This is a genomic window from Streptomyces sp. NPDC016677 (genome assembly GCF_055562815.1).
The window spans coordinates 637301-650218 of sequence record NZ_JBVHEO010000001.1; the positions used below are offsets into that span (position 1 = coordinate 637301).

General features: G+C 75.0%; 9 protein-coding genes. 3 read left to right on the plus strand and 6 right to left on the minus strand.

What is annotated here, in order from left to right:
- Positions 1 to 31: 31 nt before the first annotated feature.
- Both ACZ3IG_RS02770 and ACZ3IG_RS02775 read right to left on the minus strand, forming a co-directional pair.
- Positions 32 to 1888 (minus strand): VMAP-C domain-containing protein, encoded by a 1857-nt coding sequence (locus tag ACZ3IG_RS02770; RefSeq protein ID WP_467428315.1) that lies wholly within the window; start codon positions 1886 to 1888, stop codon positions 32 to 34.
- Positions 1885 to 2247, minus strand: coding sequence for a CU044_2847 family protein (locus tag ACZ3IG_RS02775; RefSeq protein WP_467428316.1), 363 nt, complete (start codon positions 2245 to 2247; stop codon positions 1885 to 1887). Before ACZ3IG_RS02775 ends, ACZ3IG_RS02770 begins: the two co-directional genes overlap by 4 nt.
- 247 nt (positions 2248 to 2494) lie before the next feature.
- On the opposite strand from ACZ3IG_RS02775, the gene ACZ3IG_RS02780 reads away from it, so the two are divergent.
- Positions 2495 to 6139, plus strand: coding sequence for a S8 family serine peptidase (locus ACZ3IG_RS02780; RefSeq protein ID WP_467428318.1), 3645 nt, complete (start codon positions 2495 to 2497; stop codon positions 6137 to 6139).
- 242 nt (positions 6140 to 6381) lie between these two features.
- Here the strand turns inward: ACZ3IG_RS02780 and ACZ3IG_RS02785 are convergent, their stop codons facing one another.
- Genes ACZ3IG_RS02785 through ACZ3IG_RS02795 form a run of 3 tightly spaced genes read right to left on the minus strand, consistent with a single transcriptional unit; the run spans position 6382 to position 10454 of the window.
- Complete coding sequence (locus tag ACZ3IG_RS02785; protein ID WP_467428319.1) at positions 6382 to 7740, minus strand: carboxyl transferase domain-containing protein; 1359 nt, start codon at positions 7738 to 7740, stop codon at positions 6382 to 6384.
- Entirely contained in the window at positions 7733 to 9178 is a 1446-nt protein-coding gene (locus tag ACZ3IG_RS02790) for an acyl-CoA synthetase (protein ID WP_467428321.1), read from the minus strand. The genes ACZ3IG_RS02785 and ACZ3IG_RS02790 overlap by 8 nt, the downstream gene beginning before the upstream one ends.
- 22 nt (positions 9179 to 9200) lie before the next feature.
- Positions 9201 to 10454: an SLC13 family permease gene (locus tag ACZ3IG_RS02795; RefSeq protein ID WP_467428323.1), complete on the minus strand. Its 1254-nt coding sequence runs from the start codon at positions 10452 to 10454 to the stop codon at positions 9201 to 9203.
- Between the two features lie 113 nt (positions 10455 to 10567).
- On the opposite strand from ACZ3IG_RS02795, the gene ACZ3IG_RS02800 reads away from it, so the two are divergent.
- Positions 10568 to 11305 carry a FadR/GntR family transcriptional regulator gene (locus ACZ3IG_RS02800; protein WP_467428324.1) on the plus strand — a complete coding sequence of 246 codons (738 nt, stop codon included), beginning with the start codon at positions 10568 to 10570 and terminating at the stop codon, positions 11303 to 11305.
- A gap of 23 nt (positions 11306 to 11328) precedes the next feature.
- Here ACZ3IG_RS02800 and ACZ3IG_RS02805 read toward each other — a convergent pair whose 3' ends face one another.
- Positions 11329 to 11928, minus strand: coding sequence for an SMI1/KNR4 family protein (locus ACZ3IG_RS02805; RefSeq protein WP_467428325.1), 600 nt, complete (start codon positions 11926 to 11928; stop codon positions 11329 to 11331).
- Positions 11929 to 12048: 120 nt separating this feature from the next.
- On the opposite strand from ACZ3IG_RS02805, the gene ACZ3IG_RS02810 reads away from it, so the two are divergent.
- Positions 12049 to 12915, plus strand: a complete 867-nt coding sequence (locus ACZ3IG_RS02810) for an ATP-grasp domain-containing protein (protein ID WP_467428327.1) — start codon at positions 12049 to 12051, stop codon at positions 12913 to 12915.
- The last annotated feature ends 3 nt before the right edge of the window (positions 12916 to 12918 follow it).

The window sequence follows — 12918 nt, forward strand, 5'->3', positions numbered from 1 at the left end:
GGCGCGGCGGTGCGGCCCGGCGGGTGGTTCGTCAACCGATGGGTGCGACGGGCGAGTGCAGGCAGGCGGCGGGTTCCAGGAAGCAGCGCGGGTCGTCCCACAGCAACTGCACCTCCCGCGCCCAGTGACCCTCCGGATCGTCGGCCGCGTACGCCTCCTCGCGCAAGTCCAATATCCGGCGCGGCAGTTCGGCCGGAGGCACGCCGTCGACGGACTCGGTGAGCCGGTCCAGGAACGCCGTACCGGCGCACGGGCCGCCGCGGTCGGCGTGGTGGTTGCCGTGGTCGTCGTCGGGGCAGTCCGAGCGGCGCCACAGCAGGACCGGGACCGGCAAGTGCAGGCCGGTCTCGAAGTGCTCCTTCACCGCGGCGGGCGGGGCGGCGAACCCGGTCAACGCCGCGTCCCGCAGCCGCGGGCGCAGGCTGCGGGAGTTCTCCCGGGTGCCGCACTCCACCCGGTGCAGCCGGACGGCCGACGCGCCGTCCAGCTCCTGCCACCGCTTGGTCAGTTCGTGGCGGAGCCGGCCGCTGCGGTGCCGGGCGCGCTCCGCGACGACCAGGGGGTGCGCGCAGCCCAGCGGGGTGGAGTCGTAGGCGCTGCACGCCCAGTGCGCCACCGGCTCGTTCAGCCACTCGGCCGGCAGGACGAAGGTGATCAGCGCCTCGGCGTCGCGGTCGAGGTGGTTGAACGCCTCGTCCACCCGGTCCTGGACGTAGGAACGTACCGCGTCCTGCGGCAGCCGGCGGGTGCCCACCGGACGGCGGTGCCCGCCGCGGTAGGCGGACACGTCCACGGTGACCTGGTCGGGACCGGCGCCGCTGCGGACGAGTTCTACGACGATGGGGGCCCAGGACGGTCCGGGGGCGGGCGCGGACGCCCCGGCCGGCCCGCGCGGGGCCCGTCCGGCCGGCTCGTGGCGCGGGCCGCCGGAGGTGCGCGGGCGGGCGGTGTGGCCGTCGGCCGGGTGCGGGTGGCCGGGGTGCCGGTCGTCCGCGAACCGGTGGCCGGGGGCCGGGGCCGCGCCCCGGGGGCCGGGCGCGTGGCGCGGGTGGCCGGCCGTCCACTCGTCCAGGACCCGCTGGAGTCCGTCGGCGAACCGGTCCTCGGCGGCCAGGTCCGGGACCTCGGTCCGCACGTACTCGGCGGCCTGGCGCAGCGAGGTGAACGGCCGCTCGGGCTGCGGGGCGAAGAGGTCCACGGCGGAGGCGTACAGCCGGTTCGGATCGCAGTCCGGGCGGACCCGCTCGGCCCGCCGCAGCAGCGTCTCCAGCCGACCCGTGTCCGGGCCGGGACGGGGCGCCGGCATCAGGTCGCCGAGCCCTTTCCAGTAGCGGGCCATGACCTCGACGGGCAGCATCCTGCCGACGTGCGAGCCCGTGGTGGAGACGACCATGCCGACGACCGAGTGGTCGCGGAGCGTCACCGCCGCCCCGCTGAACCCGCCCACCAGTGTCTGCCCGTGCGCCGTGAGCGCCTCCAACTGCATCCACTCGTCCGCGATGAGCGGTCCGGGCACGGCCCGGTAGGTGGCGAGCACACCGTCGTCCAGCCGGGACGGGAAGCCGTAGGCGACCAGTTCGGGGGCGTGGTGTGCCGCGCCGGGCGGGGCGAACACGGCGGGGCGCACGGGCACCTTCCGCGCCAGTTCGAGGACCACCAGGTCGCCGCGGTCGTCGGACTCCTCCCGCCAGGGTCCCCGGTCGACGACGCGGGCGGTCAGGTCGCCCAGGTCGCGGTGGCCCGGGAAGGAGACCGTGACCGGCTCGGTGTCGTGCCGTACGACGACGTGGGCGCAGGTGAGCAGCAGGCGCTCGGTGACGAGGAACCCCGCGCCGACCTCCCGGCCGCATCTGATCCGGGCGTGCCAAGCGGCCGTGGTGCCGGTCACGATCCGGCGGCGGCCTCCCCGTCCGCCGGTGCCGTGGGGGCCGACGCCCCCGGTGACCAGTGCAGTCTCACCACCAAGTGGCCTTCCGCGGTGCCCTTGGCGATGACCGCGCCGGCCTCCGCGCTCAGCCGCACCCCGAACTCCAGCTCCACCGAGTCGGGTCTGAGGCTGCCGTCCCGGAAGACCCGCAGCGCGGAGGAGGCCGCCGCGCGCACGCCCTCCAGAGCGCCCTCGAAGGTGCGCGCCGCCTGCGCCGGGCCGTCGCCCCGGGAGACCAGGCGGACGCCGGTCTCCTCGTCGACGGCCTCCACCACCACCTGGGCACCGTCCTCGGTCTTGAACTCCAGCAGTCCGTCCATGGTGCCGTTCGCTCCCCGTTGTGCCGTTCTTCCGCGCGTCTTCCTCACGCGGACGGACCTCATTGTGACGGACCGTGCTTGCTGGTGTCCTCTGTTGTGCCGGTCGTCCACCGGGGCGCTGGCGGAAAACCGCCACTGCGCGCATCCGCCAGGTCCGGGCAACTCCCCTGTGGCGCACGGGGCCTGAGACTCGTCCGGAGCGAAGTCACGGAGAGGGGCGTGGATGATCACGACAGGCGCGAGGCGCATGAGACGCGTGGGACGCGGGGGTTCCGGCCCGGCCCTGGCGGCCGTCGGACTGGTGTGCGCGCTGCTGCCGGCCGGCCCGGCGGCGCCGGCGGCGACCGCCACCACCGCGACCGCGACGGCCCCGGAGCCCGCCGCGCGCGCGGACGGCCGGACCGTCACCCTGATCACCGGCGACCGCGTCACCGTCACCGAGGCCGGGGGCGGGAAGAAGACGGTCACGGTGGAGCGGCCCAAGGGCGCCACCGGCGCCGTACGCACCCAGAACGCGAACGGCTCCGTCACCGTCGTACCGGACGAGGCCCTGCCCCACCTGCGGGCCGGCACCCTCGACGAACGGCTCTTCGACGTCACCGGGCTGCTGCGGCAGGGGCTCGGCGACACCGGCTCCGGCGCGCTGCCGCTGATCGTCACCTACGAGAAGGACGCGCCGGTCGTCACGCCGCGCGGTGCCGAGCGGACCCGGGCGCTGCCCAGTGTGCGCGGCGCGGCCGTCGAGGCGGACAAGGGCCGGGAGTTCTGGCGGGACTTCACCCGGCACAGCGGGGACGTCGACGGCGTCTGGCTCGACGGCCGGGTCAGCGCGGAGATGGCCGAAAGCAACACCCAGATCGGCACCCCGGCGGCCTGGGACGCGGGCCTGACCGGCAAGGGCGTCACCGTCGCCGTCCTGGACAGCGGCGTGGACGCGGACCACCCCGACCTCAGCGGCCGGATCGCGGCCTCCCGCAGCTTCGTCGAGGGCGAGGAGGTCGCCGACCGGCACGGCCACGGCACCCACGTCACCTCCACGGTCGGCGGCAGCGGCGCCGCCTCCGACGGCAAGGAGCGGGGCGTCGCGCCCGGCGCCACGCTCGCCGTCGGCAAGGTCCTCGGCGACCAGGGCTCGGGCAGCGAGTCACAGATCATCGCCGGCATGGAGTGGGCCGCGCGGGACGTGAAGGCGGACGTCGTCTCGATGTCCCTCGGCTCCACCGAGCCCAGCGACGGCACCGACCCGATGGCGCGGGCCGTGAACACCCTGTCCGCCGAGACCGGCGCGCTCTTCGTGATCGCCGCCGGCAACACCGGCAGCCCTTCGTCCATCGGCTCGCCGGGCGCCGCCGACGCCGCGCTGACCGTCGGCGCCGTGGACTCCGCCGACGCGGCGGCCTGGTTCACCAGCGCCGGCCCCCGCTTCGGCGACCACGCCCTCAAGCCCGACCTGTCCGCCCCCGGCGTCGGCATCCTCGCCGCCCGCTCCACCCTCACCGAGGGCACCGGCGCCTACACCTCCATGGACGGTACGTCGATGGCGACCCCGCACGTCGCCGGGGTGGCCGCCCTGCTCGCCCAGCGGCACCCGGACTGGACCGGCGCGCGGCTGAAGGACGCGCTGATGTCGACGTCGAAGCACCTCGGCGCCTCCGCCTACCAACTCGGCGCGGGCCGGGTCAGCGTGCCGGACGCGGTCGGCGCCGACGTCACCGCCACCGGAAGCGCCGACCTCGGCTTCCACTCCTGGCCGTACGAGGAGAACGAGCCGGTCACCCGGACCGTGACCTACTCCAACTCCTCCGACACGGACGTGGAGCTGAGGCTCTCGGTGCACGGCGCCCCCGAAGGCGTCGTCACCCTCGCCGACACCGCCCTCACCGTCCCCGCCCACGGCACCGCGTCCACCACCGTGACCGGCGACGGCACGGACGCGCCCGTCGGTGCCACCAGCGGCCGGATCGTGGCGGCCGACGCGGCCGGGAAGACCGTCGCGCACACCGCGTTCGGCCTGGTCAAGGAGGAGGAGCGGTACACGCTCACCGTCCACGTCAAGGACCGCTCGGGCGCGGGCACCGCCGCCGGCCTGACCGTGCAGCGGCTGGCCGAGGGCGTCGACCCGGTCCCGGCGTACGTCGGTGACTCCGGCACCCTCGCACTGCGCCTGGCGCCGGGCACGTACAGCCTCTCCACCTTCCTCGACGTGCGCGGCGCCCACGGCGCGGACTCCCTCGGCCTCGGGTTCCTCGCCGCCCCCGAGGTGGTCGTCGACCGGGACCGCGAGATCACCCTCGACGGCCGGGCGCTCCGCGAGATCCGCGCCGACGTGGACCGGCGCACCGAGACCCGGCAGCTGCTCATGGAGTACGACCGCAGCGCGCACGGCGCCGACCTGTTCGGCGCGGTCCAGGTGCCGGTGACGTACGACAGCGTCTTCGCGGCGCCCACCGGCCCGGAGGTCACCGAGGGCGGCTTCGAGTACCGGACCGTGTGGCGGCTGGGCAAGCCGCTCCTCACCGTCAAGGGCGTCGGGGAGGCCACCGTCCAGGCCGGCGGCACCCTGGCCGAGGGCCGCACCCGGCTGCCGCTGGCCGACGTCGGCGACGGGCCGGTCACCGGGGCCGAGGGCAAGGCGGTCCTCGCCCGGCTCACCGACGGCACCGACCCGGCCGCCCTCGCCCGGGCGGCCCAGGACGCGGGCGCGCGGGCGCTGTTCGTGACCGACGACGCGCCCGGCCGGCTGTCGGCCTGGTGGGGCACGGACGACAACGCCGACCGCCCGCTGACCATCGCCACCGTGAACGCCGCCGACGCGGCCCGGCTACGGCAGGCGGACCGCGTCGACATGACCGGCACGCGCGACACGCCGTACACGTACGACCTGTCCGAAGGCCATCCCGGCGCGGTCCCCGACCGGGACCTCACCTACCGCCCCGGCAAGCGGGACCTGGCCGTCCTGGACGCCAGGTACCACGGTGCCGAACCGTCCACCGGGGGCGAGTTCCGCTACTCGCTCACCGGCACCTTCCCCCTCGGCCTCGGTTTCAAGGAGCGGATCGGCTTCCCCGCCGAGCGCACCGAGTACGTCTCCACCGGTCCCGGCCAGCTCTGGCACGAGTCGGTGGACTCGGCCGGCGGCGCGCTGGAGCAACGCGGCGGACCGGTCGCGTACGCGGGCGGATCGCGTGCCGCGCTGAACTGGTTCAAGCCGGTCTGGCACCCCTACCTCGGCACCGGCCTCGGCTGGGGGCAGCAGCGCGCGGGCGACCGGATGCGGTTCAACGCGCCCGGCTGGGGCGACTCGGGTCCGGACCACACCGGGTTCGGTGACGTGTACGGCGCGGACAGCGGCCTGTCCCAGACCACGGCGGTGTACCAGGACGGGGAACTCGTCGACCGGATGAACGGGTCGACCGCCTACGTCCAGGACGCGCCGGCCGACGAGCACACGTACCGGCTCGTGACCGACACCGCGCTGGACGCGGAGCGCTGGGGGACCGGGGCGACGGGCCACGCCGAGTGGACCTTCCGGTCCTCGGCGACCCCGGAGGACCGTTACACCCACCTTCCGCTCATCAACCTCTCCTTCGACGTCGGCACCGACCTCGCGGGCGCGGTGCGCGGCGGCCACCGGCTCGGCATCGGGCTGGGCGCGGAGTACGTGGCGGGGGCGCCGGACACCGGGACCCTCGGCGGCGGGCAGCTCGCCGTCTCCTACGACGACGGGACGACCTGGACGTCCGTCCGGCTGACCGGCGGGAAGGGCGCGACCTGGCACGGGACGCTGGACGTGCCCCGCGACGCGGACTCCGTCTCGCTGCGCGCCTCGGCCCACGACGACCGGGGCGGCTCGGTGACGCAGTCGCTCATCGGCGCGGTGGGCGTCCGTTAGGGAACACACGGACGGCGCCGCCTCCCTGGGACGGGGAGACGGCGCCGCCGTTGTTCTGCCGTACGTACCTCAGACCAGCCAGCCCACGAAGTGGACGAGGCCGGCGAGGATGTCGGTGAGAACGTTCATGTGAGTACTGCTCCTTGCGTGATTACCGCGGTGTGGGACCTGCGCCGACCACGGTCTGCAGCCCGTCGCTTGCGCACCGTCAGTCTCGTCGGTCTCACCGGCCGCACGCGCGCTCATGAGCGACGATCACCTGTTCCAGGGAACATCTGCTCGCTTGTTCGGATCACGCCAAGGCGCACCCCGTCCTGCGGGCGCAGCCGCAGTTGGTCGGCGGTCTCGTCCGCCCGCTCCGGCGGCCGCTTCAGGATCGACGCCGCCGCCTCCGGCCCGATGACCGAGAAGTAGCTGTCCGGGGTGGCCCAGGTCCGGCCCGGTGCCGCCAGCGCCAGCGCCCCGCCCGAGCCGCCCTCGCCGATGAGCAGCGTGGTCACGGGCGTGCGGGCGACGGCCACCGCGCCGAACAGCTCGGCGATGGCCGGCCCCGCCCCCTGCCGTTCGGCCTCGGCGTCGTTGGCGGCGCCCGGGGTGTCCACCAGCGTCAGCACCGGGATGCCGAGCCGGTCCGCGAGCCGGATCAGCCGGGCGGCGGTGCGGTACCCGGCGGGGCGGGTCGCGGTCCCGGTCTGGGCGGCGTAGGCGACGGTCCTTCCGGCACGGGTGCCGAAGCCGCACAGGATGCCCTCCGGGTCGGTGCCGCCGCAGCGGTCGCCGCTGATCTCGGCGCGGTCGGTGAAGTAGGCGTCCAGGTAGGCGCGGGCCCGCGGACGCCCCGGCGCGCGCGCCCGGCGCACCGCCTCCCGCCCGCTGTCCGGCGGTGCGGTCGCGCCGAGCGGCGCGGGGACGGGGGCCGGTCCGGTGGCGGGCCGGGTGAGCAGCCGCAGCCAGTGGCCCAGCGTCCGGCGCAGCTCGCCGGGGGGTACGACGGCGTCCGCCGAGCCCGCCGCGACCTGCGCCTCGGCGGTGTACGCCGCCGGGTCGGCGTCCGGCGGCCGGACCCGGGACCCGGCGAAACCGACCTGCGCGCCGGGCAGCGCCAGCACCACGTCGGCACCGGCCCCGAGGGTCGCCCAGCCGCCCCCGGTGGTCGGGTCGCGCAGGACGGCGATCTGCGCCAGCCCGGCCTGTCCGGTCAGCGCCGACTGCCGGGCCACCCGCTGGAGCTGGGCCAGCGCCGGCATGCCCTCCTGCATCCGGCTGCCGCCGGTGGCGACCAGCGGGACGACCGGCAGCCGGTGGGCGCGGGCGTAGGTGTACGCCGCCTCCAGCCGGTCGCCGGTGCGCTGTCCCAGCGAGCCGCCGAGGAAGCCGAACTCGAAGGCGATCAGCACCGCCGGGGTGCCCTCGACCCGGCCGGTGCCGCAGACGACGGACTCGGACTCGCCGGTGCGCTCGGCGGCACGGGCGCGGGAGGCGTCGTAGCCCGGCCAGCCGAGGGGGCCGTCGGGACCGTACTCCCTTGTGGGATACGGGAGTTCGGTGAAGTCGTCGGTGAGCCGGGCGAGCAGGCGGCGGGCGGGAAGCCGCTCAGTCATGGCTCAGCGACCGCTTCATGATCTTCCCCATGTCGTTGCGGGGCAGGGCGTCGAGATGGCGCAGGACCCGGGGCCGCTTGTGCGGGGCGAGGCGGGCGGCGACGTGGCCGGCCAGTTCCTCCAGCGCGGGCGGGGCCCCTGGATCGGCGGGCACCACCCACGCCACGATCCGCTCGCCGAGGTCGGGGTCCGGTTCGCCCGTGACAGCCGCCTCCCGCACCGCCGGGTGTTCGAGGAGCGCGTTCTCGATCTCCCCGGCGCCGATCTTGTACCCGCCGCTCTTGATGAGGTCGGTGGCCTTGCGGCCGACGATGCGGACATAGCCGTCGGGATCGCGGACCGCCATGTCGCCGGTGCGGAAGAAGCCGTCGGCGGTGAAGGCGGCGGCGGTCGCGTCGGGGCGGTTGAGGTACTCGGTGAACAGGTTGGGCCCGCGCACCTGGATCTCGCCGACGGTCTCCCCGTCGTACGCCGTGACCTTGGACCCGTCCTCCTCCACCAGCCGCAGCTCCACCCCCGGCAGCGGCACGCCCACCGTCCCGGCGCGGGCCTCGCCGTCGGCGCGGACGCTGGTGTTCATCAGCGTCTCGGTCATCCCGTACCGCTCGACGACCCGGCGTCCGGTGGCGGCGGCGATCCGCTCGTGGTCGTGGACGGGCAGCGCGGCGGAACCGGAGACCAGCAGCCGGGCCCCGGCCAGCGCCTCGACCAGCTCGGGTTCGGCGGGCAGCGCCTCCGCGATCCGGTGGTACATGGTCGGCACGCCGAAGAGCATGGTGGCGCCGTCGTTCAGCTCGCGCGCCACGCCCTCGGTGGAGAACCGCCCCAGGTGCCGCACCGACCCGCCGCGCCGGACCGGCCCGAGAACGCCGAGGACCAGCCCGTGCACGTGGAACAGCGGCAGCCCGTGCACCAGGACGTCGTCCCCCGTCCAGCCCCAGGCGTCGGCGAGCGCGTCGAGGGTGGCGGCGACGGCCCGGCGGGGCAGCACGGCGCCCTTGGGCGGGCCGGTGGTGCCGGAGGTGTAGACGACCAGCGCGGGGTCGCCGTCCGCGGCGTCCGGCGCCGGCACCGGCCCCCGGGCGGCCACGTCGACGTCGGCGCGGGGCAGGCCGGCGAGCGGCGCAGGGAGCCGGTCGCCGGGGGCGGCCAGGACCAGCGACGGCGCGCTGTCGGAGAGGATGTGCCGCAGCTCCTTCTCGCCCGACTTCGGGTTGAGCGGTACGGCGGGCACGCCGGCCAGCAGCGCGGCGACCACGGCGACGGCGGTCTCCAGCGACGGGGTCGCCCAGACGGCCACCCGCCCGGCCCCGCCGAGCCGCCGGGCCGTGGCACCGGCCGCGGCGGCCAGTTCCGCGTAGGTCAGGGAGCGTGCGCCGAACCGCAGGGCGGGCCGGTCGGCGGGGGCGCCGGTGAGGGCCGGGAAGAGTGAGGACACGAGTACTGCTCCTTTGCTCCGCTTACGAGTTGGGCACGACCAGCACCAGCCACGCCAGGGCCGGCACCACCGCCACCACGACTCCTCCGTACACCATCAGCTGCCGGAAGAAACGGTCACGGTCGACGTCCGGTGCCGCCGCCAGCACCAGCGCCCCGTTGGTCGAGAACGGGCTGACGTCCACGACCGTCGCCGACACCGCCAGCGCCGCGACCATGCCGACCGCCCCGATCTCGCCCTGCGCGAGGAACGGCACGGCCAGCGGGATCAGCGCCCCCATGATCCCCACCGAGGAGGCGAACGCCGACACCAGCGCGCCGATGTAGCACAGCAGCACGGCCGCCAGCAGCGGGACACCGATGCCACCGACGCCCTCGCCGGCCCAGGTGATGGTGCCCATCTCCTGGAGGACACCGACGTAGGTCAGCACACCGCAGATCAGCAGCACGGTCGACCAGGCGATCTCGGTCACCGCGCGGCGGCTGTCCTCGGGCCAGAGGGTGCTCAGGACGACCGCGAGGCTCACGGCGGTCAGCCCCGCGTCCAGGTCGAAGCCGAGGACGGCGACGACGAGGGCGGCCAGGGCGGCGAGGGTGGCGACACGGGCGGGGGAGAGCCGCACCGGGCCGTCCTCGCCGTCGTCCGCCACGGGGTCGCCGGCGGCCCCCCGCGTCCACAGCTTCCGCCCCCCGAACAGCGCGAACACCACCCCGGCGATGACGAGGTTGGCGAGCAGCGACGCCAGGAACAGCCCGATCTCGCTCCCCGGTAGCTCCTCCCGCTCGACGATCCCGTTGACGATCGACCCGTAGATGCTGATCGGTGAGAACCCGCCGGCCTGGGCGCCGTGCACGACCATCGTGCCCATCAGCAGCGGGCTGATCCGGTACCGGGTGGCGAAGCTGAGGGCGACCGGCGCGACGATCGCGACGGCCGCCGGACTGACCGCGCCGATCGCGGTGAGCGCCCCGGTGAGCGCGAACATCACCCACGGGATCAGCGCCACCCGCCCCCGCACCAGCCGCACCGCGGCGTGCACCAGCCAGTCGGTGGTGCCGTTGGCCCGCGCGATGGCGAACAGGTACGTGACACCGACCAGGACGACGAAGAGATCACCGGGGAACCCGGCGAAGATGCCGTCCGCGTCGAGGTCCGCGACGAGGGTGCCGACCCCGAAGGCGGCGGCGAAGGCGAGGGCGCCCATGTTGACGGAACGCGTGGTGGCGACGGTGAACACCACGACGAGCACGAGGATCGAGACGAGTTCGGGGGACATGCGGGCTCAGCGTGGGCCCGCCGCCGGACACCGTCAAGGGGTCGCGCATGAATTGGCTCAGCCACTCGGCCACTTCGCCAGGGTGTTAACCTCCCGTCGGGAGGGGGGAAATCGTGACCGACGCCTTGCGCCCGATGCCCCGGCGGCGCCTGTACGAGCAGGTGCTCCAGCGGCTGCGGCAGTACGTCGCCGAGGGCGGCCTGCGCGCCGGCGACCGCCTCCCGCCCGAACGCGACCTCGCCCAGCGGCTCGGGGTCAGCCGGGCCTCGGTGAAGCAGGCCATCGTGGTCCTGGAGGTCCAGGGCCTGGTGGAGGTGCGGCACGGCGGCGGCACGTACCTGGTCCGGGACAGCCTCGACGTGGAACCGGTCGAGGAGATGGTGGAACGCCGCCGGCGGCTGCCGGACGTCCTGGAGGCCCGCGAGGCCCTGGAGACGAAACTCGCCGAACTGGCCGCCGAGCGCCGCACGGACGCCGACCTCACGGCGATGCGTTCCGCGCTGGAGGTGATGGCGGAGGAGATCGCGGCGGGCGGGCACGGCGTCGAGGGCGACCGTCTGTTCCACGCGGCGGTGACGGCGGCGGCGCACAGCGGCCTGCTCGCGGAGTTCATGCGCTCCATCGCCCCGCAGATCGCCGAGAGCCGCACGGAGTCCCTGCGCCAGCCGGCCCGCCCGGCCCGCTCCCTCGCCCAGCACCGCGCCATCCTGGACGCGATCGCCGCCGGCGACCCCCGCCGGGCGGCCACCGCCATGCGCCGCCACGTCCGTACGGTGGCGAAGGTCAGGCTGCTGGACTGGGAGCCGGAGGGCGGGGGTTCAGGGGAGGGCGAGGGACCGGGGGAGGGCTGAGACGAGCGGCGCCGTCCCGCGCCTCACTCCAGGAAGTCCCGGCTGTGGCGGAAGAGCCCGGCGAAGTTCGGATACGGGTCCAGATCACCGTACTTCGGGGTGAAGAGGTAGGCCGCCCACTCGCCGTCCGGGGCGACGTCGGTCGGGTCGAGCAGCCAGACGTCCTCGCCGAACGCGACCTGCAACGACCGCCGGAACACCGCCACGTAGTCGCGGGCCAGGTCGTCGTCGCCGTCCTCGCCGTCCTCGTGCTCCGAGTAGAGGGACACGAAGTCGCCGCCTTCCTCGGTGTCGCGCATCCAGGCGACCTCCGCACAGGAATGGACGTCGTCGATCCAGTCGAGGAGCGCGTCCCATCCGTCCGAGGCCAGCAGGAAACTGCGGTAACCGGGGGGAAACCGCACGCCGAGCCGCCGCTCGGCGTCCGCCACGCTCTCCTCGGTGGCCGGCGCCCGTCCCAGCCAGCCTTCGGCTATCTGCTCCTCGTCGAATGCGCGGAGGTGGAAATCGTCCGCCGTGCCGATGTACAGCGCGCTGTAGACGCGAAGAAAGTCGCGCCACTGCTCGGGGGTGTCCAGGGCGGCCGCCGGCCCGCCCTCGCCCGTCTCTTCGGTGCCGCTCATACCTCTCCCGAGTCAGCCGGTGGGGAGCACGAGGATACGGCCGGGCCACTCCGCCCGCCGGGCCGGCGGGTTGCTAGCCTGCCCGGCGGTCAGACCGTCCTACGAGAGCGGAGTCCGCCCGTGCCCCGTACAGCACTCGTCACCTGCCGTCCCGGGCCGCAGGTCGGTGTCGATCGTGATCTGCCGGTGCTGGAGAGCGCGTTGCGGGAGGCCGGGGCCGACGTGTCCGTCGCCGTGTGGGACGACCCCGGCGTCGACTGGGACCGGTTCGACCTCGTGCTCATACGCTCGACCTGGGACTACAGCTGGCGGGCGGAGGAGTTCGTCGCCTGGGCGGAAAGGGTGCCGCGGCTGGCCAACCCCGCCGGGATCGTGCGGTGGAACGCCGACAAGCGGTATCTCGGGGACCTCGCGGACGCCGGTGTCGCGGTCGTCCCCACCCGGTACATCGCCCCCGGCGACCCCGCCGGCCTCCCCGACGACCACGAGTACGTGATCAAGCCGGCCTCCGGCGCCGGGGCCCGCTACGCCGCCCGCTACACACCAGGCGAGCACGCCACCGCCGTACGGCACCTGGAGCGGATGCACGCCGAGGGGCTGACGGCGATGGTGCAGCCGTACCAGCGGGGTGTGGACACCGGCGGGGAGCGGGCGTTCCTGTACTTCGGCGGGGAACTGCTGCACGTCAGCCGCAAGGGGGCGGTGCTCGCGCCCGGGACGCCGTTCGACGAGCGCAAGGTCGCCCACCCGGGCCTTGAGCCGTGGACGCCGTCGCTGGAGGAGGCGGCGGTCGCGCGGCGGGCGCTGGCCGGCGTACCGGGCGGGGAGGAGCTGCTGTACGCGCGCGTGGACCTCGTCGACGGGGAGGACGGGCGGCCGCGGGTGATGGAACTGGAGCTGGTCGAGCCCAATCTCTTCCTGTGGCTGCACCCGGGGTCCGTGGAGCGGGTGGTCGCGGCGGTGCTCAGGGCCGCGGGCGGTCACTGACCC

What these genes read in the sequence shown, in the direction of transcription:
- ACZ3IG_RS02775 (WP_467428316.1), bottom strand. Translation starts at nt 2,247, where the DNA reads ATGGACGGACTGCTGGAGTTCAAGACCGAGGACGGTGCCCAGGTGGTG.
- ACZ3IG_RS02780 (WP_467428318.1), top strand. Translation starts at nt 2,495, where the DNA reads ATGAGACGCGTGGGACGCGGGGGTTCCGGCCCGGCCCTGGCGGCCGTC.
- ACZ3IG_RS02785 (WP_467428319.1), bottom strand. Translation starts at nt 7,740, where the DNA reads ATGACTGAGCGGCTTCCCGCCCGCCGCCTGCTCGCCCGGCTCACCGAC.
- ACZ3IG_RS02795 (WP_467428323.1), bottom strand. Translation starts at nt 10,454, where the DNA reads ATGTCCCCCGAACTCGTCTCGATCCTCGTGCTCGTCGTGGTGTTCACC.
- ACZ3IG_RS02805 (WP_467428325.1), bottom strand. Translation starts at nt 11,928, where the DNA reads ATGAGCGGCACCGAAGAGACGGGCGAGGGCGGGCCGGCGGCCGCCCTG.